This is a genomic window from Providencia sp. PROV032 (assembly GCF_028484875.1).
Taxonomy (GTDB): Bacteria; Pseudomonadota; Gammaproteobacteria; order Enterobacterales; family Enterobacteriaceae; genus Providencia; species Providencia rettgeri_E.
The window spans coordinates 1-23946 of the sequence record NZ_JAMPSX010000002.1; the positions used below are offsets into that span (position 1 = coordinate 1).

25 protein-coding genes and 1 riboswitch are annotated in these 23946 nt (G+C 41.4%); of the genes, 9 read left to right on the top strand and 16 right to left on the bottom strand.

Annotation, left to right across the window (positions count from 1 at the left end; genetic code table 11):
• Positions 1 to 27: 27 nt before the first annotated feature.
• Positions 28 to 567, bottom strand: coding sequence for a YniB family protein (locus PSF42_RS00600; protein ID WP_125890929.1), 540 nt, complete (start codon positions 565 to 567; stop codon positions 28 to 30).
• A 284-nt stretch (positions 568 to 851) separates the two neighbouring features.
• On the opposite strand from PSF42_RS00600, the gene hxpB reads away from it, so the two are divergent.
• The 4 genes from hxpB (at position 852) to PSF42_RS00620 (ending at position 4495) form a co-directional block, all read left to right on the top strand.
• The gene (gene hxpB, locus PSF42_RS00605) at positions 852 to 1517 is read left to right on the top strand and encodes a hexitol phosphatase HxpB (RefSeq protein ID WP_004263628.1); all 666 of its coding nucleotides are present in this window, start codon (positions 852 to 854) and stop codon (positions 1515 to 1517) included.
• Between the two features lie 192 nt (positions 1518 to 1709).
• The gene (locus PSF42_RS00610; RefSeq protein ID WP_272679263.1) at positions 1710 to 2285 is read left to right on the top strand and encodes a metal-dependent hydrolase; all 576 of its coding nucleotides are present in this window, start codon (positions 1710 to 1712) and stop codon (positions 2283 to 2285) included.
• Between the two features lie 181 nt (positions 2286 to 2466).
• Positions 2467 to 3858, top strand: coding sequence for an L-cystine transporter (locus PSF42_RS00615; protein WP_272679264.1), 1392 nt, complete (start codon positions 2467 to 2469; stop codon positions 3856 to 3858).
• Positions 3859 to 4105: 247 nt separating this feature from the next.
• Positions 4106 to 4495: a YkgJ family cysteine cluster protein gene (locus tag PSF42_RS00620; RefSeq protein WP_102139226.1), complete on the top strand. Its 390-nt coding sequence runs from the start codon at positions 4106 to 4108 to the stop codon at positions 4493 to 4495.
• 93 nt (positions 4496 to 4588) lie between these two features.
• Here the strand turns inward: PSF42_RS00620 and PSF42_RS00625 are convergent, their stop codons facing one another.
• Positions 4589 to 5593, bottom strand: coding sequence for a luciferase-like monooxygenase (locus PSF42_RS00625; protein WP_272679265.1), 1005 nt, complete (start codon positions 5591 to 5593; stop codon positions 4589 to 4591).
• A gap of 178 nt (positions 5594 to 5771) precedes the next feature.
• Between PSF42_RS00625 and PSF42_RS00630 the strand changes: the two genes are divergently transcribed.
• Both PSF42_RS00630 and PSF42_RS00635 read left to right on the top strand, forming a co-directional pair.
• Positions 5772 to 6170, top strand: coding sequence for a hypothetical protein (locus tag PSF42_RS00630; RefSeq protein ID WP_272679266.1), 399 nt, complete (start codon positions 5772 to 5774; stop codon positions 6168 to 6170).
• Between the two features lie 299 nt (positions 6171 to 6469).
• Positions 6470 to 6658 (top strand): YegP family protein, encoded by a 189-nt coding sequence (locus PSF42_RS00635; protein ID WP_004263611.1) that lies wholly within the window; start codon positions 6470 to 6472, stop codon positions 6656 to 6658.
• Positions 6659 to 6834: 176 nt separating this feature from the next.
• Here PSF42_RS00635 and PSF42_RS00640 read toward each other — a convergent pair whose 3' ends face one another.
• Both PSF42_RS00640 and PSF42_RS00645 read right to left on the bottom strand, forming a co-directional pair.
• On the bottom strand, positions 6835 to 7152 hold the full coding sequence (locus PSF42_RS00640; protein WP_410480058.1) for an AzlD domain-containing protein: 318 nt from the start codon (positions 7150 to 7152) through the stop codon (positions 6835 to 6837).
• 3 nt (positions 7153 to 7155) lie between these two features.
• Positions 7156 to 7821 carry an AzlC family ABC transporter permease gene (locus PSF42_RS00645; protein WP_125890924.1) on the bottom strand — a complete coding sequence of 222 codons (666 nt, stop codon included), beginning with the start codon at positions 7819 to 7821 and terminating at the stop codon, positions 7156 to 7158.
• Between the two features lie 81 nt (positions 7822 to 7902).
• Between PSF42_RS00645 and PSF42_RS00650 the strand changes: the two genes are divergently transcribed.
• Both PSF42_RS00650 and PSF42_RS00655 read left to right on the top strand, forming a co-directional pair.
• Entirely contained in the window at positions 7903 to 8463 is a 561-nt protein-coding gene (locus PSF42_RS00650) for a helix-turn-helix domain-containing protein (protein WP_272679267.1), read from the top strand.
• A 67-nt stretch (positions 8464 to 8530) separates the two neighbouring features.
• Complete coding sequence (locus PSF42_RS00655; RefSeq protein WP_125890922.1) at positions 8531 to 8704, top strand: DUF2526 family protein; 174 nt, start codon at positions 8531 to 8533, stop codon at positions 8702 to 8704.
• Between the two features lie 130 nt (positions 8705 to 8834).
• On the opposite strand, the gene PSF42_RS00660 is transcribed toward PSF42_RS00655, so the two are convergent.
• The 6 genes from PSF42_RS00660 to dalD form a co-directional block, all read right to left on the bottom strand.
• Positions 8835 to 10019, bottom strand: coding sequence for an amidohydrolase (locus tag PSF42_RS00660; protein ID WP_272679268.1), 1185 nt, complete (start codon positions 10017 to 10019; stop codon positions 8835 to 8837).
• Positions 10020 to 10075: 56 nt separating this feature from the next.
• A complete protein-coding gene (locus PSF42_RS00665) occupies positions 10076 to 11311 on the bottom strand; it encodes a Zn-dependent hydrolase (RefSeq protein ID WP_272679269.1) in 1236 nt (411 codons plus the stop codon).
• Positions 11312 to 11317: 6 nt separating this feature from the next.
• Positions 11318 to 12541, bottom strand: coding sequence for a hypothetical protein (locus PSF42_RS00670; protein WP_125890919.1), 1224 nt, complete (start codon positions 12539 to 12541; stop codon positions 11318 to 11320).
• Between the two features lie 639 nt (positions 12542 to 13180).
• Complete coding sequence (locus PSF42_RS00675; protein WP_125890918.1) at positions 13181 to 14470, bottom strand: MFS transporter; 1290 nt, start codon at positions 14468 to 14470, stop codon at positions 13181 to 13183.
• A 90-nt stretch (positions 14471 to 14560) separates the two neighbouring features.
• On the bottom strand, positions 14561 to 16030 hold the full coding sequence (xylB, locus tag PSF42_RS00680) for a xylulokinase (RefSeq protein ID WP_272679270.1): 1470 nt from the start codon (positions 16028 to 16030) through the stop codon (positions 14561 to 14563).
• 11 nt (positions 16031 to 16041) lie between these two features.
• On the bottom strand, positions 16042 to 17430 hold the full coding sequence (gene dalD, locus PSF42_RS00685) for a D-arabinitol 4-dehydrogenase (RefSeq protein WP_272679271.1): 1389 nt from the start codon (positions 17428 to 17430) through the stop codon (positions 16042 to 16044).
• A gap of 177 nt (positions 17431 to 17607) precedes the next feature.
• On the opposite strand from dalD, the gene PSF42_RS00690 reads away from it, so the two are divergent.
• Complete coding sequence (locus PSF42_RS00690) at positions 17608 to 18558, top strand: sugar-binding transcriptional regulator (RefSeq protein ID WP_125890915.1); 951 nt, start codon at positions 17608 to 17610, stop codon at positions 18556 to 18558.
• A 38-nt stretch (positions 18559 to 18596) separates the two neighbouring features.
• On the opposite strand, the gene PSF42_RS00695 is transcribed toward PSF42_RS00690, so the two are convergent.
• From PSF42_RS00695 to PSF42_RS00720, 6 genes are all read right to left on the bottom strand, one after another.
• Complete coding sequence (locus PSF42_RS00695; RefSeq protein ID WP_272679272.1) at positions 18597 to 19064, bottom strand: hypothetical protein; 468 nt, start codon at positions 19062 to 19064, stop codon at positions 18597 to 18599.
• The gene (locus PSF42_RS00700) at positions 19064 to 20221 is read right to left on the bottom strand and encodes an AAA family ATPase (RefSeq protein ID WP_272679273.1); all 1158 of its coding nucleotides are present in this window, start codon (positions 20219 to 20221) and stop codon (positions 19064 to 19066) included. Before PSF42_RS00700 ends, PSF42_RS00695 begins: the two co-directional genes overlap by 1 nt.
• Before the next feature lie 100 nt (positions 20222 to 20321).
• Positions 20322 to 20702, bottom strand: a complete 381-nt coding sequence (gene crcB, locus PSF42_RS00705; RefSeq protein ID WP_213913287.1) for a fluoride efflux transporter CrcB — start codon at positions 20700 to 20702, stop codon at positions 20322 to 20324.
• 110 nt (positions 20703 to 20812) lie between these two features.
• Positions 20813 to 20882: riboswitch (Fluoride riboswitch) on the bottom strand.
• A gap of 266 nt (positions 20883 to 21148) precedes the next feature.
• Positions 21149 to 22111, bottom strand: coding sequence for a sugar-binding transcriptional regulator (locus tag PSF42_RS00710; RefSeq protein WP_125890912.1), 963 nt, complete (start codon positions 22109 to 22111; stop codon positions 21149 to 21151).
• A 158-nt stretch (positions 22112 to 22269) separates the two neighbouring features.
• Positions 22270 to 22923, bottom strand: a complete 654-nt coding sequence (gene dhaL, locus PSF42_RS00715) for a dihydroxyacetone kinase subunit DhaL (RefSeq protein WP_125890911.1) — start codon at positions 22921 to 22923, stop codon at positions 22270 to 22272.
• Between the two features lie 10 nt (positions 22924 to 22933).
• Positions 22934 to 23935: a dihydroxyacetone kinase subunit DhaK gene (locus PSF42_RS00720; protein ID WP_102139240.1), complete on the bottom strand. Its 1002-nt coding sequence runs from the start codon at positions 23933 to 23935 to the stop codon at positions 22934 to 22936.
• Positions 23936 to 23946 lie beyond the last annotated feature (11 nt).

The following is a 23946-nucleotide window of genomic DNA, read 5'->3' on the forward strand; positions in this document are numbered from 1 at the left end:
CAGCTACAGTTCGAAGTATGACGAAAATTACCAATTAAGGAAGCGCAAAAGAAAATACAACCCTACCCCCAATACAATTGGCCAAAAATAAAGAAGAAAAAATTGAGTGAAAATCGTGTGTCGTGGAATAGTCACCTTTGCTTCAAGCTCTTCTTTCGAAATATCTATGCCTTTTGCTTTTTCTATAATCACGTGATCTTCTAAGCTTTCACGAATAAACTTAATTTGTCGGTACATTCGCAAACCTGATGCACTTAATGCTAACCCAACAAAAATAAAAATAAAAATGATGATAAAGCTGATATTGCTACCGGAAAACCCATTAGCGACTTGAGGTACTGGTGAATTATTCCAAAAGAAATTTAGGAATGGTGTAGTTTGACGGGTCATTTCCGCCATTAATTTAATAAAATCATTAGCAACAGCATTGATCCCTTCACCTGCAAGCCCCTTCATGCCAGCCAATTTAATTAAAGACGCCAATGTCGAAATTAATGCTAACAGAAAAACAACCCAACCCAGAATACGTTTGCCGACTGCGACATAATTAGCATTATGGTAATTCATTACTGCTTTTCCTCAGCGTTATTATTTTTAATAAGTTTTTACAAAGATTTCTCAAGGCTAATCATAGCTGAAAATAATCATTGCCTCCAAATTTCAATTCATAATTGATAACAATGTTTAGACTTTCAGACTAATCAAAATAGTGTGGTTCTCCTTTATCATGATATTTCTACTTCATGCAGTCCGAATATTGTTTTAATACTAACCCAAGTAATACGCTTGAGGTCAGTTTACTGATATCATTGCTCCTTCGCTAATAGATACGACATGAATGGAGTTTTGACATGTACCATAATCTTCCCATCCAATCGGTCATTTTTGATATGGATGGTTTACTGATCGACTCGGAACCTTTTTGGGCACAGGCTGAACTTGAGATTTTTTCACAATTGGGTGTCGACGTTTCAATTGCAGATACCCTGCCTGATACTTTAGGTTTACGTATTGACCATGTGGTGGAGCTTTGGTACCACGCCTCCCCTTGGCAAGGATGCAGCCAAGAAGAAGCCACACAACGTATCATTGACCGTGTTGTTGGCTTAGTTGAAGAAACTCGCCCTATTCTACCCGGAGTGCAGCATGCCATGGAACTTTGCCGTTCAATGGATTTAAAAATTGCGCTGGCTTCTGCCTCTCCTTTGTATATGTTGGAAAAAGTATTAAACCTTCTGGATATTCGTGACTATTTCTCTGCGGTTATTTCTGCGTCTGATTTACCTTTGAGTAAACCTCATCCTGAAGTTTATCTTAAAGCCGCAGCTGAGTTATCGACTAAACCCGTCAATTGCGTTTCATTAGAAGATTCATTTAACGGTATGATTTCTGCAAAGGCCGCCAGAATGCGTTCAATTGTAGTACCTGATAGCAAACATTTTAATGACCCGCGCTTTGGTTTAGCGGATATCAAATTGGCCTCACTGAATGACTTAAAAGCTGAACATTTACGTTAAAAATACTTTGTGTGCTTAATAAGTGTTCTCCCCTATCGAGCTTAGGTAGGGGAATTATGTAAAATTATAAAATTCTTCCCTTATCTGCTAATAAATAAGAGTTTTTTTACCTTTCTACTACTATCATATTCTTTTCAAACACTTTATACTGCCAATCAACTGTATAGATAAACAGATGGTATTTTATCCACCATGACAGCTGAAGGGCATCTGCTTTTTTCCGTCGCCTCTTTGATAATGGCTCATAAACTTCAAATCACCCCAGAGATTGCTTATGGTGATTGGCTGCACATGGTTCCAGGCGTCTTATTAGGCGCATTATTGCCCGATATTGACCACCCTTCTTCAATTCCTGGACGACTACTGCGAATTTTTTCATTACCCATTTCCAAGTTGTGTGGGCACCGAGGGTTTACTCATAGTCTAGTTGCATGGTTTCTCTTGATGATTTCTTGTTATCAATGGCTACCTGCTGAATGGGCAATCCCAAATGATATTATTCAAGCCTTTTTATTGGGCTATATCAGTCATCTCGTCGCCGATATGCTCACTCCTTCTGGAGTACCATTACTATGGCCACTCCCCCAGCGTTTTTGTTTTCCCATGATCCGCGGTAAAAATAGCCAACGTGGAGAACGCTTTGTCGCCATTGTTTTGACTGTTTGTGCCTGCTTGTTACCTGCAGGTTATCAATTCGATTTTTATAGTCATATTGATGTGATTATAAAATATATTCATAATCAAATAGATACATATCTCCCCACATAAATTATAGTTTTGTAATATAATGTAAGTATGAATAATACTATCTTATTACTTTTTGGTATAAGAAATGTGTTTTATCAGCTGATAACATATAACCAGTTGTTTGAAGCAACTAAATCCTTATAACCAATAAGGACTAAAGGGCAAGTAACATACCTTATAAAAATATGATTTGGAGTTCGGAATGAATATTCCTTTAATTATTAATGTGCTCGGTTTTGTAGCACTACTAATACTGTTAGCAAAACTAGGGGCTAAAGGCTGGAGCCTATCTAAGAAAGTGTTAGTTGGCCTGGTTTTCGGTGTTGCCTATGGGGTAGTACTGCACCTCGTATATGGCAGTGGCCACCAAACGGTAAAAGACTCCATTCTGTGGTTTAATATTGTCGGAAATGGTTATGTGCAGCTATTACAAATGGTGATTATGCCATTGGTGTTTGCTTCAATACTAAGTGCAGTGGCAAGGCTACATAAAGCGTCTTCGCTGGGTAAAATAAGCTTTTTAACAATTGGCACCTTGTTATTTACCACTGCTATTGCAGCGTTAGTAGGTATTTTAATTGCCAATGTATTCGGTTTAACTGCAGAAGGCTTAGTTCAAGGTCAATCCGAAACAGCGCGTTTATCTGCAATAGAAAGCAACTATATTGGGAAAGTTTCCGACTTAACCGTACCTCAACTAATTTTATCGTTTATTCCCAAAAATCCATTTGCGGATTTAACGGGTGCAAACCCAACATCAATTATTAGTGTCGTTATTTTTGCCGCCTTCCTGGGTGTTGCCGCACTACAATTGTTTAAAGACGATAAAGAACGTGGTGAAAAAGCCTTAGCAGCGATTGATGTTATGCAGGCTTGGGCAATGAAATTAGTTCGTTTAGTCATGCGTTTAACGCCGTATGGTGTGATGGCGCTGATGATTAAAGTCGTAGCAAGTTCAAACTTACATGACATCATCAACCTAGGAACTTTTGTTATTGCGTCCTATGTTGCGTTAGGCATTATGTTTGTTGTACATGGCATTTTAGTTGCGACAACAGGCTTGAACCCGATTAAGTTCTTTAAAAAAGCAGGCCCTGTTTTAACCTTTGCATTCACTAGCCGTTCAAGTGCTGCAAGTATTCCACTGAATATTGAAACACAAACACGTCGTTTTGGTATCCCTGAATCGATTGCTAGTTTCTCTGCATCCTTTGGTGCAACAATTGGGCAAAATGGTTGTGCGGGTATCTACCCTGCAATGTTAGCCGTGATGGTCGCACCAACAATGGGCATTAACCCATTCGACCCACTCTGGATAGCAACACTCGTTGGTATCGTTACTATCAGTTCAGCGGGTGTTGCCGGTGTCGGTGGCGGTGCAACTTTTGCAGCGTTAATTGTACTTCCAGCGATGGGTTTACCTGTCACATTAGTTGCCCTATTAATTTCAGTTGAACCGTTAATTGATATGGGCCGTACTGCATTGAATGTCAGTGGTTCAATGACAGCTGGCACAGTGACCAGCCAGCTGATGGGGGAAACAGATAAAACTGTATTTAACCAAGATGATGATGCTGAATTAAAACATGTTTAATAATTAAACTGTTATCTATATCAGAAACCTGCTTCGGCAGGTTTTTTTATCGTTGTTATAAACATGCTGATTTTATTTACCTTGGATAATATCAAAAAAACCAGTTTTTTGTGCTAAGTAATATTGCAATAAACTGGAATTTCGTAAGATAATAAAACCTGAGCAACGTTTTCTTGAGCTTCCTGCTTGTGTTGCGTCCCCCCATTTCCTATGGGGATTTATCAACAATCATTTATGGTTTTTTAATATGACTAATAATGTCCATATCCTAAAAACTGATCCTTCAGATAACCCTTGTGTCAGCTGCGGTGCGTGTTGTGCCTATTTTCGCGTCTCTTTTTATTGGGCTGAAGCTGAAAGTGGAGGCGGTATTGTGCCCCAACATTTAACCGAGCAGGTCACCCCCTTTATGAGTTGTATGCAGGGGACTAATCAAAAACAAAATACTCGCTGTAAGGCCTTAGAAGGCACTATTGGTGAGTGTGTCTCTTGTTCGATTTATGCACAAAGACCCACACCGTGTCGTGAGTTCGAACAATCTTGGCAGGATGGTATTTACAATGAGGCCTGCGATAGAGCACGTGCTGCTCATGGTTTACCCCCTTTAGAGCCTCATCAACCACAAATAGCTTGCTAGCCGTCAATGACCCAGATTTTTCTGGGTTATCTTTTTTTAAACCCAGCCTGAAAATGCGTCCTTGCATTGGTGTTAAGCATTCCACTATATACATTACATAATTTCGTTCATGACCTGCATTGCCAACTCAAAAGAGTGTAAACGAGCTTGATGATCAAAAATTTGGCCATTGACCATAATTTCATCGGCTTGAGTTTGTCGCAATATCGTTTCTAGCCCATGGCGTACTTTAGTTTTATCCCCTACCAATGACATACCTAGTGCTTGTTGAACACCAAATTCCTCGGCAGGCGACCAGATATTTTCCATACTCTCGACCGGTGCAGGCAATTGAGAAGGCTGGCCACGACGTAACATGACAAACGCTTGCTGCATCGAGGTAAATAAAAACTCCGCTTCACGTTGAGTGTCCGCGGCAATGATGTTGATGCACACCACCGCATACGGCTTAGAGAGTCTCTGCGATGGCTGGAAATTAGCACGATAAACATCCAGCGCCTGCAACAATAAATCAGGGGCAAAATGGGAAGCAAAGGCAAATGGCAGTCCCATTTGCGCGGCTAGCCTTGCACTGTATAAGCTTGAACCCAATAACCAAACGGGGATTTTTTCACCAAATCCTGGAACGGGACGCACAGCTGGATCTGGGTTAGTTGCATCAAACCAATTGACAATTTGAGCCACATCTTGAGGAAAATTATCGATATCCGTATTCATATGGCGGCGTAACGCTTGCATCGTTCGTTGATCACTTCCTGGCGCACGTCCTATGCCTAAATCGATACGCTCAGGGTAAAGTGTATTTAATGTGCCAAATTGCTCTGCAATCACCAACGGTGAATGGTTCGGCAACATCACGCCACCAGAACCGAGTCGTAGTGATTGCGTATTCGCAGCAAGGTAGCCAATCAATACCGACGTAGCAGCGCTGGCGATCCCCGTCATATTGTGGTGTTCCGCTAACCAATAGCGGTGATAACCCAGTTTTTCTGCGAGTTGGGCGATGTCAAGGGAATGAGCAAAGGCCTCTTTCGCTGTGGAACCCTCAATAATTGGCGCAAGATCGAGTAAAGAAAGGGGAATTTTTTTATCTGACATACACACTCACTTTGTAAGAGTTTTACGAACCTAACTTATCATCCTAGACGATCCTCCTTGATGTCTCCAGCACTGAAATTTGCATTAGCACAAGTGGTCTAAAAATGTAAATTATCGTCTACTAACCCACTGTTTTATAAAAATTATGGAACAAGCTTGAATAAAAAGTGCAGTAATTATGGAGCTTCCGTCAGGGGAGGTAAAAGCGATTGCGGGGCAAAATGAATTGGTGAATGATTTACTCATCAACAATACAGAGGAAATTGAAATGAAAAAATTAAATACCGGTTTATTAGCATTAGCATTATTAACCGTGGGTTTTACCGCGGCAGCAAATGGCGTTAACCAGAAAATGCCTCGTCAACACATGGGTAACCACCACAACATAATATATAGCGTTGCAGAACAAACGACGACACCAAATGAAACTGCAAAAAAACTGGTCAATAATACCCCAAAAATTGAAGATGGCAAACGCTATATTGTCAAAGTTACCGTGACGGAAGTCCCTGAATTTAAACCAATGAATACGATGCCAACACCGAAACCGATTAGCGCGCCAGCAGCAAATCAATAGTTAATATTAATGAATATTAATTAAGTTATCGGCAAAACCTTTTATATCGATAAGTACAACCAGATAGCTGTAGAGAGTAAAAACCGATATTTTAGTTAAATAATAAAGAGTTCTATATATCCTACGATTGCCTCTGTATCACAGGGGCTTTTTTTTAGAAAAAAGTTTATCTGAATTGAACCCTTTCCCCTAGTAATAACACCTAATAGCGACTAATCTTAATTCAAGCAGATTGTTAATAACTGCGACTTATTAACACTTTGTTTGACATCCTTTCAATAGAAAATCAGGAGCTTATCATGGGGTATTTTGAATTAAAAAAATCCACTAAAGACGTTGCTCAGCCTTACTATTTCGTTTTAAAAGCAGCAAATCACGAAGTGATTGCTAAAAGTGAAATGTATGCATCGAAGCAATCTGCGCTTAAAGGGATTGCCTCTGTCCAAAAAAATGGCTCTTCTGAAACAATAAAAGATCTAACTGAGTAAATTTCAGTGGCCCCACTCCTTTCAAGTCGGGGCTACTTTTTTTATCTGTTGGCTATTTTATCTGTTGGTTATAAAGCTTACATAAATCAGCACGATTCAAATTAGCGGCGGTTCAGTCCATTGTTCATAGTACCCTCTCTTCAGGTTAAATAGCTCAGATTAACCTCAAGTTAGTCTCAAATTAACCTAAGTAACGCAGTCACAATCGCAGCTGACAAGACAATGATAATAAATGGCTTTTTAAACCATGTCAGTATCCCTGCCACTAACACCCCTACAATTTTAGGCCAATCAGAAACTTCATCACCGGAAAATAACGTAGATGTGGCTGCAACCGAGAATAAAATAACAATAGCTGCTGCTGAAAATAATACTTTGCTATTCTCCGAAAGGACTACTCGACCGCGCAGCAAAGCCCCTGATGCTCGCATTAAATAAGTACCAACCGCCAGCAGTAAGATACCGCTAATAATTAACCATGGGTTATTTGTCATCATTTATTTCCTTATATAAATAACCAAGCTCAATAGTGCGAGTAATACAGGGATCCCTGCAGGCAATATCGGTGTAGTTGCAACCGCGATGACCGCACCAATTATTGCAGTTAACCGCAGGCGTTTATCTGAGAGTGCAGGCAAGGAAAGCGCTAAAATAATCGCAGGAAACATCGCATCCATCCCATATATATGTGTATCACTGATAAAGCTACCCAATACCTCACCTATTACGACACCTATTGGCCAACACAGTAAAATACCTATTCCACACAACCAAAAAGCCGCACGTTTTTCTGATTCAGTTTCTTGAGCTAAACCAAATACAACGCTCTCATCATTCATGATGTGAAAGCCCAGTAATGACTTTGCTCCCTTACCCGTTAAATCACTGGTCGCAAAACTAAAAGGAATATGTCGTGAATTCACTAATAACCCTGCAAGTGCAGCCGAAAGCGGGCTACCTCCTGCAAAAATAACACCGATAAACAAAAACTCAGACGCCCCTGCGAGCACCAAAATAGATAAAGTGAGTGGTACCCACCAGTCAAATCCTTGTGAAAGCGCCAATGCGCCATAAGAAATGCCGACAATTAAGTCAGCAAAACAGACAAGAGCTATGTTTTTCACTGTGCTATGATTTAATGTTGAGCTTATTGACGTTAGCATTCCTAGACCGTTCGATATATAATACATTCGTTCATTATGTCGACATGTAGTGTAAAGTGCAATCTAAATAGGAAATGAAAATTGAATCTACCTTCTCCTCCCATTGAGTTGATTTCGAAAGCCCTTGTTCGTGAAAGACAAAAAAGCGGGCTATCCCTATCAGAACTATCTCGCAAAGCAGGTATCGCTAAATCGACACTTTCTCAATTGGAATCGGGTAGTGGTAACCCAAGTATTGAAACCTTATGGGCACTTTGTGTGGCGTTGGATATTCCTTTCGCGCGATTAATTGAAGAAAAACAAGAAGCTGTCACGGTGATCCGCCATGGGGAGGCAATACCTGTTAGTGCTGAGCACGCAAATTATTTGGCCTTTTTGCTCTCGTCTGCCCCTGCTGATTCGCGACGCGATATTTACACTGTGGTGGCCCAGCCCGGGCGAGACCGTATTTCAGAGCCTCATATGCGTGGCGTTAGCGAGCACATCATTATTATGTCTGGTAGAGCATTAGTCGGCCCATTGGATAATCCTGTTGAATTACAAGTCGGTGACTATATTCACTACCCCGGAGATGAGCCCCATATAATGCGAGCCTTAGAACCGAATACGATGGCAGTTATGGTGATCGATAAACAGAATTAACCGCCTATCTACCCAAATAGATTTTGCGTTATGATAGCTGTAGTGAATATTAATTGGAGTCAGTGTGATGTCCTACTATGATGAAATTGTTGAAAAAGTAAATCGATTGATTGATGAAAACTCAGTTCATAATATGAATGAAATGCTAATGCAGCTATCCCATGATCCGCAAATCAACCAAGAACAACGATTTGAACAACAACAACGTTTAAGAGACGCTATTTTTATTCATCATAATTAATAGCGGCTACACAACTCGCCGCTATTCGCGCTCTTAACTTATCTTAATAACCAAAATAAATCGGCAGTAGGGTTAGTGGTAATCCTGGTATTGGTAAAACAACTAACCCTAATAGCATTAACAGGCTCAATTAAAACTCCTGTTGCTGTAAATAGCTCCATGCATACTGAGCATGAAGCTCAGCACCTGTCGCCATCGTGTCTTCATCAATATTAAAGCAGCCATGATGATGTGCCCATTGAGTGTCCTTTTCGGCATTTCCTGTGCCTAGTAGAGCAAAGCATCCTGGGATATTTTCAATGTAGAAGCTGAAATCTTCACCACCCGGTGTCGGTCTTTCATTAATCAGCGCTTGCTCACCAAAAGCTTGCGAAATCACGGATTGAGCCAGTAACGCGCTCCGCTCTTCATTGATAACTGGTAATGTCCCATAGATATAATCAACGTGTGCCGTCGCCCCATAAATAGCCGCCGTGTGTTCCGCATAACGACGGATAGCCGCTTCGATGCGGTTACGAGTTTCAATATCAAAACAACGTACCGTGCCATCTAACACCGCATTTTCAGCGATGACATTAAAGCGAGTCCCGACATCCATTTTACCTATCGTGACCACCGCTGACTCTAAAGAAGACGTTTCTCGGGAAACTATCGCTTGTAAATTCATAACAAATGCAGACGCAACAACCGCAGCGTCAATGGTGGCCTCTGGCATTGAACCATGGCCACCCCGTCCTTTAAAAGTGACTTTCAGTAAGTCCGCGGATGCGAAAGACCCACCCACATTGCAAGACACTTTTCCAGATGGTGTGGTTGTCCAAATATGCATGCCAAAAACGTTATCGACATTTTCGATTGCACCTTGCTTGATCATAGCTAATGCGCCTTGAGCAATCTCTTCAGCAGGTTGGAAAATTAAACGTACATTACCCGCTAATTCTTCACGCACCTCATATAGCGCTTTGGCTGCGGTTAATAGCATTGCGGTGTGAGCATCATGGCCACAAGCATGCATTTTTCCTTCAATTGTTGATTTATATTCTAATGAATCATTTAACTCTAAAACGGGTAATGCATCGATATCTGCACGTAGAGCAACCGTTTTGCCCGGCTTACCGCCTTTAATTTCAGCAATAACGCCTGTAGGTTCGGTTAATCGATACGCTATTCCAATCTTGTCTAATTCTTCAGCAATACGTTTTGTGGTACGTATTTCCTCAAACGGTAGTTCAGGGTGAGCGTGTAGATCACGACGAAAAGCAATCATTTCAGGAGTGTGTTTTTTGATTGCAGCTGCAATTGTTTTGTTGATCATTTTTCTACCTTTTACCCTATTACACAGTCAGATACTTTATCTAGCTAATTTATTAATTAGCATTCTATTAATGATTTTACAGTAGCAAACATCACATCTGCCCCGCGTGCAATTTGTGCATAATCCGTCCATTCATCTGGATGATGGCTTAACCCATTACGGCTTGGCACAAATATCAACCCTGTTTGAGTTATACCCGCAAAAATCATTGTGTCATGCCCTGCACCACTGACCATTGAACGAAAACGTAAGTTTTGGTCGCTGGCATGCTGTCGCATCAGTTGGTGAATATCGCTATTGAGCTCCGTTGGCTGAACATATAACGGCTGAACAATATCGCTTGAAATGGCTAACGAATTACTAATTTGTTCTGTTAACTCAATTAGTTGCTCAATCACTTTACGTAAAGCGACATCATTTTTAGAACGGATATCGACGCTAAAGGTGACTTCGCTTGGGATGACATTCGCCCCATTCGGCAATACCGCTAAACGTCCCACGGTCGCAACCGTATTATCCCCTGCTGCTTTTGCGAGTTCAGGGATATGGCTAATAATTTGGCTCGCACACACTAATGCATCGGCTCGCATATTCATTGGCGTGGTACCTGCATGGCCAGCTTTACCTGTCAGTTTAATTTCTAACTGACTGATACCAACGATGGTTTCTACGATCCCTACATCTTCATTGGCCTGTTCTAATACTGGGCCTTGTTCGATATGTAGCTCTAAAAATGCTTTAACCTTTTTAGGGTCAAGCACCGCTTGGGATGCATTGTCTGCATTGAACCCTGCATCAGCCATACGTTTCGCGGCGCTCACGCCCTGACTATCTTTCAATTGGTATAATTCTTTTGTGCCTATCAGCCCTGTTATTACACTCGACGCCATCAAACCGCGGCCAAAACTGGTACCTTCTTCTTCAACTAATGCGATCACTTCTAAGGGATACTTTGGTGTTAAGTTTTGCTCGCGAATGCGCGCGACAACATCCAAACCCGTAACAATCCCCGCGGGGCCATCGAATGCCCCGCCATGAGGAACTGAGTCGAAATGAGAGCCCACAATAACCGCAGGTAAATCAGCTTGCAGGCCTTCTAAACGCCCATAGATATTGCCTATCGCATCTTCACGGACTTGCAAGCCTAGCGCAGCCATTTCTTGTTTGAGATAAGCACGAGCTTGTTTATCTTGTTCGCTGTAGCTCATCCGCGTAGTACCCTGACCCGGAGTCGCGGTGTATTCTGCCAACTGTTCTAAATGGCGCTGAATTCTTGAAGTACTTGTTTCCATTATTTTTTACCCTGCAATTGGAACAATATAAGCCACCATGATACCGGCTAGCACGACAGACACCATGGTCACAGAAATAAAGCCACCAACTAGCATCGGCCCTAACATATGGCTAGTTAATACTTGGCGTTCTTTTTCGTCTTTCGTTAATGCATTTATTGCTTCATTCGTAATAATGTAATCTGCTGGGAAACCATATAATGCCGTTAGCGCAACGGCAAACGCCATTTCTTTGGTAACACCTAATATTTTACCAACGACCCATGATGCAAGGTACATCCCAATAACCGCAGCACAAATTAACACCACCATCGGATAAACTAGGCGTAATAACATATCCGGGGTCGCATGGTTTAATGTATCAAAGATAAACAACATTAAAGCCATAATTGCGAACCCAAAGCCATTGGCTTTTTGTAGCGGCTGTCTTTCTAAGAAACCTAATGAAGAGGCAATAACACCAAATAATAAACACAATACAAATGGGCTAATACTCACATAAGGAGCAGCAAAGGACGACGCCAAATAAGCCAAATACCCTACCGCCGCTAAGCGCAAGAATTTAAAATAGCTGGTGTTATAGTGATTAGGAATTTTTTTAAACATACGTGGCATTTCATCTTCAGATACCACCGTTTTCACTTCAACCTCTTTGGCGCCATCAACTGATAAAGTTTCCTGCCATTGGCCACTTCGATATTTCTCTAGAACCCGGCGTCCTTCTTTTTTTAACATTATGGCTGTTAATGGATAGCCAGCAAATCCCTGCATAACGTAAATTAAGATTGCGAAAACCGAAAGGTCAACCAAACCTGCCTCAGCTGCACCTTTTGACATAATTAACGAAGAAACAATACCGCCAACTAGCGGAGGAACTGCAACTAATACCGTGTTTAAATCAAATAAGGCAACCCCAATAATAAAGGTTAAGAAAATGATACCTAAAATCCCAGCTAAGGAGATAAGAATGGTTTTCCATTGGCGCAACAATTCTTTTAGCGATAATAAGGTTCCCATATTTGTAATTAACAAATACATCAAGGTCACCGCAACTACTTGAGGAATACCGGCAATACTTACAATGTCTTTCGGGAAAATAGTCCAATAACCTAAAAGAAAGAGCACTGCGCATACAAATACGGAGGGGATCCAAGCCTTAGTCCTAACGGCTATCGCATCCCCTATATATAATATCCCAACTATCAGAAACAGAGCTAACATCTGTGACATAACTTTTTCCCCGCATTTATCTTTTTTTATTAGATTGTTTTTTAATATTATAAACTGTTAATTTTAATTAAGATTGAATTATAAATTTTAATTGGTACAACAAAACACCAATATAGAGAGTATTTCGCTGCAAACATACAAAATTGCAACAAAATTCATCATAACACCGAAAATTCAGATGTATAGAGAGTCAAACAGGATTTAAATTGCTTGGAATAAAGGTATACAGTGAATTTAATAGTCAGATATAACATCGAAATGGGGCAAGTGCCTTAATATTCTCTAAATGCAGGTTTGTAAGCTAATATTTTATGTCATTTAAATTTCTTTTGATAAACGAATCAACTATAGATTATTTTTTAATCTATGAAATTATATTCTATTGTCCAGTGCTGTATTTTCAATAAAAATCGCAACAAGATAAAAAATCACCTTATAAATATGAATCATATTTCTATTTATAGGAAATATTCTACTTTATTTTCTTTTTAAACCGTTTCTCTTTATATTGCTGTTGTAAAGGACGATATCCCTTCACCTGCAATTTACTTTGTCACGACAATAGCGTTTCTTTAAATAAAGAAAAGCCCCATAGATATTCACTATCTACAGGACTTGATAAATATTAGATAAAGTAAATTAATGACTGGTTTGTTGTTCTGTCATCGACTTCACTGATTTTATTTTGCGATTATTTTCAAATCCAGGTTGTGGCACTTTAATAAAAAATGTCAGTATTCCTGCAAAGATATATAAACCAGTGTATGCCCAAACAACACCCACAATATCAAAGAAAGGTAATACTAAACTGGCTATTGCGGGTGCGGCAAAATTACTTAACCCTGCTGAAAGGTTGTAAATTGAGACTGCAGCACCTTTATGGTGTGGCTCAATACTCGGGAAAACCGCCGTCATTGGAACAAATGCAGCCACAAAAATACCTAATAAAATGGCGGGTATTAATGCGATGGCAAAATTATGACCAAAATAAACCGGTAAGTAATAGAACATCAGGCTAGATATTGCCATACCTAGGCAACCAAACCACCTGACCTGACGAACCCACCCAATATGTTCACCAACAATTCCCCAAAAAATATTCGTAAAAATAGTCACAAAGAAGAAAACAGCCCAAATCTGTAACCATTCAGAAATGGTAAACCCTAAACGGTCAACAAACAGTAATGGCATAATAATCGCAAAACCAAACAATGAGATTGTATTGATAATACGGATTAAACTCGCCATAAAGATGTCTTTGTTGGTAAATAAAATGGTGGCAGCCCGCGATAATTCGGCCATTTTATCTTTCATCGGTAAATTGACTTTAGAGCGGTCAACTGGAACATTGCGTAGGCTAAAATACGCAATTGCACCACCAATAGCGACCCAACCAATGGCCATCCATAATGTTCCTGTCTCCCCTATCATTGGAATTGAAAAACTGGGTAAATAGCTCCCAATCACGCCAATTCCGACAGAATACATCGCCCAGAACCACCCCGTGGCAGCAGCAAGATGCGCTCGAGGGATGACTTGCACTAACATCATCATAAATGAATAGATAAACAAGGGATAAGCTAGCCCACGGATCCCATAGAATAACAACATCATACCGTAGCTTTTCATGCCTAAGCCAAATGCCATAAATAAGGCATGCATGACAATCCAGAGAATAAACCCGATCATCATGGCTTTTAGGGGGGTGATAATTTCAGCTACGACGCCAGATGCCCATGCGGCAACGGCTGCCATTAAGCCATAGACAGTAAATACCATCGCTGATTGTGCCGGTGTAAACCCTAAATCAGTGATATGTTTCGATAAAAAAGCCATTTCAAAGCCATCACCACTCATAAAAATAGCGATGGCAATAAAACCCCAGAACAAATGCTTAGGTAGACCAAGCCAATACTGCTTCTGTTCCATTGCAGTTTCCTCATTCTAATTTTGTTATTTTAATCAATCGCGAAGAGATAACTGTGGCGGTGATGTGTAGGGAAACACCGCCACAATTGCCTACTGAGGCAATAATTCTCTTGCTTGTTTTTGCTGTTGATATAATAAGCGGAAAGCATCAAGCCGTTGATTTAACCAAGTTTGGTACTGTTTTTGTGGTAAATAGGTATTCAACACTTCTGGTTTTTGGCACACCATTTCTGTATTGCCGCCATCCGCCAGCCATGCCAGACGAGCCGCACCTAAAGCCCCTGATGAACTCGCTGGGTGGGTTACAATCGGTATATCGATAACATCCGCAATCAGCTGCGCCCAAACCGGGCTGCGCGCACCGCCTCCTGTTAAACTACAGCGGCTTACTTGCGTCCCCGTTTGTTTAAGTACTTGCATGCCATCTGCCAGAGCAAAGGTTACTCCTTCAATCACTGCATAACCAAGCTGGGCCCGAGTTGTTTCATTTCTCAACGCAAAAAATGAGCCCATAGCATAAGGGTCATTATGGGGCGTTCGTTCCCCTGAGAGGTAAGGCAGAAATACCGGAGCTTGCTTTTTCTGGTCATCGGTCAATTGCCCCACTTCATCCATTAGCTGATTTTCCGTTGTGGAAAGAAGCTGGCAAAGCCAACGCAAACAGTTGGCAGCACTTAACATCACACTCATTTGGTGCCAACGATTTGGCAATGCATGGGCAAAAGCATGGACGCCTTGGTGTGGTGCGGCTTGTAGTTGATTATTAACCACAAAAATGACGCCAGAAGTGCCCAGAGAAATCAACGCATCACCATCATTAATCGCACCAACGCCCACCGCAGAGGCTGCATTATCACCGCCTCCACCCGCGATAATTACATCGGCGCTAAGCCCCCATTGGGAAGCTAAATCCGCCCGTAACACACCGCTTTTTTCAGCGCCTTCAACTAAAGAAGGCATTTGTTCACGAGTTAGATTAGTTGCAGCCAATAGTTCATCAGACCAATCACGCTTAGCCACATCTAGCCATAATGTACCTGAGGCATCGGACATGTCACTGGTAAATAACCCCGTCATTTTCCAACGCAGATAATCTTTAGGAAGCAATACCTTAGCAACCTGCTTGAATATTTCAGGCTCATGACGTGCAACCCACAATAATTTGGGCGCTGTGAAACCTGGCATCACCAAATTAGCGCCAATGGTTAGAAACTCGGGGTAATTCTCCATCAGCCATTCGCATTCTTTCGCACTGCGGGTGTCATTCCATAAGATACAATCACGCAGCACTTGATTTTGCTCATCAAGCAGTACCGCACCATGCATTTGGCCTGATAAGCCAATTGCTTTTACCGCCGCCCATGCTTCTGGGGCTTTTTGTCGCAACGTAGCCGCAACTGCGTTGGTGGCTTCCCACCAGCTATCTGGCGATTGCTCGGCCCACTGAGAATGTGGCCTTTGTACGGTTAATGCCATATGGCTTGAGGCAACAATTTCACCCTGAGCATCAATTAAAACGGCCTTCAGTTCTGAAGTGCCTAGGTCTATTCCGAGGTACATCGCCTTTCTCCTTACAGAGGTTGTTCAGGTGACTTGAGCCAGTTTTCAACTTTTTCAACGGTGTTACTCATCAATTTGTGGAATCCCGATGAATGAGCCAGTGGGCCGAACAGCATTTCACTTGAGACAAATTGTGACAATGCGTCACTGCTATTCATCATTTTTTGATATAGCGGCACATCTAACACGCCATCCTGATATTCATACGGTAATTCACCACGAGCCCAGCGCTGTAAAAACACAAAAAATAAAGCAGGAAGCACCGCTGTCGCGGCTGGAGTTTGCTGGCGCTGATAGCATTCTTGCAATGTTGGCGTGATAAAACCGGGAATTTTTGATAAACCATCAGCGGCAACACGCTGGTTAGTATCCTGAATATAAGGGTTACTAAAGCGTGCGAGTACCACATCGCGGTATTGTTCTAAATCGAGAGGGCTAGGTGACAATGACGGTATCACGTCATATGTGACATAATTCCATGCCATTTGTTTGATAGCGGATTGGCGGGTACTTTCATCAATAAAGCTCAAACCAATTAAGGTTCCAGCCCAAGCAATGCAACTGTGGCTCGCATTCAGAATACGAATTTTTGCTTCTTCCCACGGTAAAACGGATTCAACCATTTCTACATCGACATTTTCTAATGCAGGGCGCCCATTAATAAAGTCATCTTCAATCACCCACTGAATGAATGCTTCCCCCATAACAGGAGCTTTATCATCCCAACCCGTTTGTTGTTTAACACGCTCAGCCACATCTGGTGTTGGCCGAGGAGTGATCCTATCCACCATAGTGTTCGGTGAACGGGTATGTTCTTTCACCCACTGATATAACTCACTTTCACCTTTTAGCTGTAAGAAAGATAAAAAGCCATGTCTGAAACGCTCACCGTTATGGCGTAAATTATCACAGTTTAATAAGGTTACGGGTTCACCATGCGCAGCTAAACGTGCACGTAAAATATGCGTTAACGCACCATATATGGTGCTCATTTTGCCCGTTAAGTCTGCTTTAACATCTGGCTGTTCTGCATCTAATTCATGCTGTGGGGTTAAATAATAGCCCGCCTCCGTGACCGTGAAGGCTATCACGCGTGTTGCTTTATCACGGCCTTGTTCGACTAACTGGCTTAAATTCTCATCCCAATGCAATACTTTACGCACTGAAGTGATTTTTTCATAATGGCGCTCACCTTCAGGTGAAACAGTTTCAAGGGTATATTCCCCATTTTGCTTGGTTAAGTTATCAAGCAATGAATTCGTATCATTGCGAATATTCCCTAAGGCAATTGACCAACTATCATCCCCTTGTTGGATCAAGCGGTGCAAATACCACGCTTGGTGAGCACGATGAAATGACCCAGCACCGATGTGCATCCACACTGATTTCTGCTTTAACATTGTGACTCCTTAACCTAAAATTAAATAATTGCTATCTTATTGGGCATATGCCCGTTTGTTATATTTTAGTTTCAATCTGATCACAATTACTGCGATAATGCTCACACTATTGACTTTTGCCCTTTTAATAAACAATTGCCCAGAATTACAATAAGCGAAACCAGCAGGAGAACGTCCATGCAGAAAGAATTAAAAAAAATGGAACAAGCTGCGCGTGCGGCATGGCTATATTTTGTGGCAGGTAAAACACAACAAGAAATTGCGCATGAACTTGGGCTATCAAGACAAGTCGCCCAGCGCCTTATCTCACTAGCAAAAGAGCAAGGTATGGTTCAGGTGCAAATCACACACCCGATTACGGAGTGTTTAAGACTCGCTAATCAAATCCAGCAAAAGTATCACCTAACACATTGCTTTGTTGTCCCGTCAGGTCAACTTGATACAGAAGCCACGCTCGACATGATTTCAGTGGCCGGTGCTGAACTGATGGAACAATTAATCGAACCCGATAAACCCCAAGTTATAGGTATTGGTTCAGGTAGAACATTACGCAGTATTATTGATGCCCTTCCTTACCTAGAAACCGCCCAGCACCAATGTGTTTCACTAATTGGTGCGATTGCTCGTGATAGCTCAGCAACTCGCTATGATATCCCATTGCGCTTTGCAGAAAAATTACAGTGCCGGCACTATATTCTACCTGCGCCACTGTACGCCGATAGCCCAGAAGATAAAGCAATGTGGTGCCAACATCGCGTGTATAAAGAAGTTACCGAAAAAGCACTGAATGCGGACATCACTTTTATTGGCATTGGCGAAGTCGGTAAAGGATGCCCACTCAATTCTGAAGGTTTCGTCACGGATGAACAAATGGAAATGTTGTTAGAAAAAGGGGTGACCGCGGAGTTACTGGGGCATTTTATCCAAGCTAACGGTGAACGGCTTTCTACCGCATTAGATGCCACACACACCAGTGTTCCGCTTTTCCGTTCCCCGAATAAACCGGTGATCGCATTTGCGGGTGGCACGCACAAAACGAAAGCAATTCAAGCTGTTATGAATGGTGGTTGGGTTACAGGTTTAGTGACCGATGAAGCCACTGCACATCATTTGTTAGCAAATAATTAGCCCTGAAACTCAAGCGATATCAGGTCGCTTGAGTAGTTTTAGATATTAGGAACCGTGGAACAATATTGATTATGTAACTGCCTAATTTTGCCAATATCAGTATCATTCGATTCCAAATCTAAGTTATTGCAACAGGCGCAGCAATAATGAAATACATCGAATTTTCGCTTTTCAATGTTCCGAGTACCTTGCCCTACAATGGCTAATTGATGGGTATCAAAACGGAATAAATTAGCCGATAACTCGGCAACATTGCGCGTAATATCCAGCTCAGGGAAATCATTTAACACACCACACATTACCGCATAGGACTGAGAATTATCCCATTTGATGCCACGTAAGACTTCATAGCGGATCAGCGGCGTGATAAATAATTTGGTTTCTGGATCGGATAATAACGTAGTGAGTTTTGCGATGGCTTTATCTTTATCTTCTTTCGCTGCGCTTCCGTTATTATCAAAAGCACAAATTAATAAGTTAGTATCGAGTAATACATTCCTTGTCATTACTGTCCCTCTTGGTTTCTCAGCAGATTCAGTAGGTTATTTTTAGCTTCTTGTTGCTCACCCACAGTGCTATTTTCTAACTTGATTTTGTTCACATCCACATGAAATACATCCCGTAAAATATCAGCAAAAGCTGCTTTATTTGGTGAAGGGATTAAACGGCTTTTTACAATACCATCTTGTTTATCACGTTGCAGTTCATAAGCTTCACCTTCTTGCAATTGTGATAAAACCACAGACGAGTGTGTAGTCACGTAAAAAGTGGTATTGGGGAATAAACGCTTCAGTAATGGGATGATATTCGCCTGCCAAGACAAATGGAGATGGCTTTCAATTTCATCTATAAAAACAATGCCTTTGACATTCTGCAAGTTCGTTTCATTAGTAAAATGCCCATACCCTGAAACAATTGATTGGATCAGTTTGAGTATAGAGGAAAAACCGGAGCTTAATTGGCTAAGCTGAATTTTTTGCCCATCAATTTTTAAACTAACTCGGTCATCGCCACCGATGACTAAATATTGCTCATCAATGCGATTATCTATTTCATGTAATAGGCGTAAAACCGTTTTTAGCTCTATTTCTCGGTTATCTTCAGCACTTTGATAACTATTTGATGAACGGGCAATTTGAATAAACCACTCTTGTATATTGGTTGCCATATTCATAGAGCCAAATTCAGATTCCATTTGATTCGTAAGTGAATGAAAGTAATTCAAACGTCTACCTTCAATATTTCCTAATGAAATGGTACTGATATTTTTTTGTTCCTTTATCGCACCTCTAGCTTGAGCCCCTAAATAAACGACAGGATAAGTGTGAGATAATTTATTGAATACCTCTTTCACACTGTTAGAACCTAGATCCCAAAAATATTCACTCGTGTTACTTTCTGGAAAATCAATTGTATGATTACCTAAAATACTTGAATGTATTAATGCTGATCTAAATTTTAGATAAATTTTGCTTATGCCTGTCAATGGCTTATTTACCATATGATTACTAAAAAAATATAACTGAAACAGTGCTTCTAAAGTTTTGGTCTTCCCTACCCCATTGACACCAATTAGAGTATACACACGCTGGTCAGGTACAAAATCAAGCTGAACCTTACCGACACCAGTTAGCCCATCGAACTCTAAATGTTTGTCTAACATCCTGTTTATCTCCACTAAAAGCAATAGTTTCAGTATAGCAGTAACCTAACCTTGAACAAGCGCCGCTGTTATCAATTCAGACAAAATTAGACTACGAGCTTCACCCCTGTGCTAACCAGTGATGGCATAACATTCCAAGCAAGGTAAAGATCAGGGCGCCAATCACATGGATGGCGATGGTACTAATGGCAAAACCCAATTTACCTTCTTGGATCAATACCAAGACTTCAAGTGAAAAGGTCGAAAAGGTGGTAAATGCACCACAGAAACCAGTTACAATGAATAATTTATAAGCGGGGCTAATATTTGCATTGGCAAAATACGAAATGGCAAACCCAATGACAAAGCCGCCAACCAAATTGACTGCGACGGTACCTAGAGGAATATTTGAGTAAAGATGATTAAGTCTTAGGCTAACAAACCATCTTAGCCATCCACCAAGAACAGAACCAATCGCGATTGCAAATAAAGAGGCGTACATAGAAACTTCCTTTAATATTGGTGGGATAAATGAAAGGAAAGTTTCCTATTGCCGCATTTATGCCCAAAATCCAGGGCACATAATACCTACGTACCCTATTCAATGAAAAGGTTAACGTAGGCATCATCAGCCCTCTGCGGGCGGTTTCATATGAGGAGGAATGCCATCTCCCAAAGGTTTACATAAAAATAATAAGGCAACTAATTAGGTGATGCAAACCTAATTTATGATAGATACCCTAAATAGTTAGGAGTCATAACTAAGCAGAAAACGAATAAGTGAGTGTCGTCAACAACGCGATAGCTTGAAGTATGACAAAATAATAGCTCTAAATAATTCAAGTTGTCGCTAGGCGACAAGTGAATGAGTCATTAGGAGCATACACAAGTATGTGACTAATGCCGAATGAGCGTAGTCAACAACGCGACAGCTTGAAGTATGACGAGCTATTGGGACATCTTTAAAATCGTCCGCACATTACTCGCACTCGTAGCGATAATATCAATCGCCCCCGTACGTAGTGCTCCCATAATCGCCATCGCTTTTGATGACTCTGATGCAATTGCGATTACACAGGGGATTTTTCTAAGTTCATCAATGCTTAGACCAATCACTCGGTCATTCATCACTGTATCTACATGTTGCCCTTGTGCATTGAAAAAATCATATCCCGCGATATCGCCAATCACCCCTTGGTTCAAGCTCGCATCAACGATTTCACGTGGTGTAAACCAGCCTAGTTTGACCATATAGCTATCTTCATTCATATCGCCAATACCAATTAAAGCAATATCCGCTTTACGGGCACGATCTAAGGTTTCCTTAATGGTGCCATTTTTCATAAATGCTTGCTTTAATTCGTTATTTTCAACATAAGCTGGGGCGTATAGGGTTTCGCTAGTTCCGCCAAACTTTTTAGCTAAACGACGACTGATATGATCCGCATTAATGGAATCACCTGGGCGATGGGTTCCGCCTATCCCACAAATAAAACGGCAATCTTTTTCAGGGACGGCCCCACCGCTATCAGCCACTACCGCAACATTGCGACCTTGGCCGACCGTGACTATCATATTGTCTCGTAACGTTGTTGATAAATAGTTAGCGACGAGAGTGCCGACTTGGTAACGTTGCTCTTCTTCGTCGGGATGGTCGAGGGCAATCAATGCACGGGAAATCGGGAAGCGAGAAAGTAACTGTTGTTCTAACTGAGTGCTAAAAATAGGATGATAGCGAACATTGATCTCTACAATACCTTCTTCCTTTGCCCGCTTGAGTAAGCGCCCTACCTTAATTCGCGATATACCAAACTTATTGGCGATCTCTTCCTGAGTAATTTCATCACGATAATAAGCTATCGCTATTTCCGTCAGTAGCTCGATTTCGGAAGATGTTTGTGATCTATCCATAAGATAGTGATTTCCTCTTTATTGGTGTTAATCGCAACAAGGGTGATAAGGTTTTAGTATAGCGTTTCTAGTGGCAATTAATAAGTGAGTTATAAAAGAGAGTGGATATATAGCAATGATATTTGACTATATATCCACGAAAGAATTATATAAAACAATTATGCATTAGCTAATGCATCCTGTTTTTCAATACTCTGCGCTAATTGACATAATAATAAACAACAAGAAGTGGCCCCCGCATCTAATACCCCTCTTGAACGTTCACCAAGGCGGCTTGCACGACCAATTTTAGCCACTAAATCTACAGTGGAATCACGACCTGCAATAGCAGCGGCCTGCATCGCATCAAGCGCTTGTTTAAAGTTTTTCCCTGCTTTTGTCGCCTCTTCAAAAGCATTAACTGCGGGGATCAATGTATCCATCAAGCACTTATCACCCACTGTTGCACTGCTGATGTCTTGCAGCTCAGATAAACCATTTTTCAGCATATCGAGGAAATCTTGTTGTGATAGCGTATTTTTCCCTGAAATGCTGTCTGACATTCCCATAAAGAAACTGCCATAAAGTGGTCCCATTGAGCCGCCAATACCTTCCATCAAAGCATCAGAAATCTCTTCAAAGCCTTCACTGAGAGATAATTCACGGTCTGCGATTGCTTTCGCACATAAATTAAAACCTTTTGCCATATTGATGCCGTGGTCTCCATCCCCTATTGCGCCATCAATTTCACTGAGGTATTCACGGTTAGAAACAATAATGTTCACTAAATCAAGGGTAATTTCCTTGCCGTTGCCCGTTGAAATAACTTGCATAATTGTCTCCTTATTTAACCTGTGTTAAACCCAATGAATATGCAGGGACATCCATCAATGTTTTCAATTCATCATCCACTTTCATTAATGTCAGCGTGACCCCCATCATTTCTAGTGAGGTAAAATAGTTACCAACATAGTTACGAACAATCCGTACACCTTTCTCACTGAGTTGTTTTTCAACCTCTGCATAGTAGATGTATAGCTCCATAACCGGTGTCGCACCTAGCCCTGAAACCAAGACGACCACTTCATCACCTTGTTTTGCCTGCATATCATCTAAAATTGGCGCTAACATGGTTTGTGCCATTTGCGCGGCAGATTGAATTGGCATGATTTCAATGCCTGGCTCGCCATGGTGGCCAATGCCTAGTTCCATCATCCCATCTTCAATATGGAAATTTGGATGACCCACAGCTGGAATAGTGCAAGACGTTAACCCAACACCAATAGAGTGGCAGTTATTAATCGCTTTTTGCGCTGCATTAATCACACCGTCTAAATCATAGCCTTTGCTTGCTGCGGCAGAGCCCACTTTCCACATAAGAATTTCACCCGCAACACCACGGCGCTTTTCTTTTTCACTCGCAGGTGCTGAAGCAACGTCGTCGGTAGCAACCACGGTTTTGACTTGCATACCCGCTTTTTCTGCCTTTTTCATCGCCATCTTGACGTTCATGTTATCGCCCGCATAGTTACCATATAGACAGGCAACACCCGCACCGCTATCGGCAGCTTTAAACGCGTCTAAAAAAGCGCCCGCAGTGGGTGAGGAAAAAATTTCCCCAATGGCCACCGCATCTAGCATATTCTCGCCCACGTAGCCTAAAAACGCAGGTTCATGACCTGAACCACCACCAGTGACAATGCCCACTTTCCCTTGTATTGGTGCTTTTGGGTATTTTAGAACGCGCGCGTTATCAGTTTGTGCAAAATATTCAGGGTGCGCTTTCAAATACCCTTGAATTGCATCTTCAACAACGAGATCAGGTTCATTAATGATTCTATTCATAATTCCCTCAT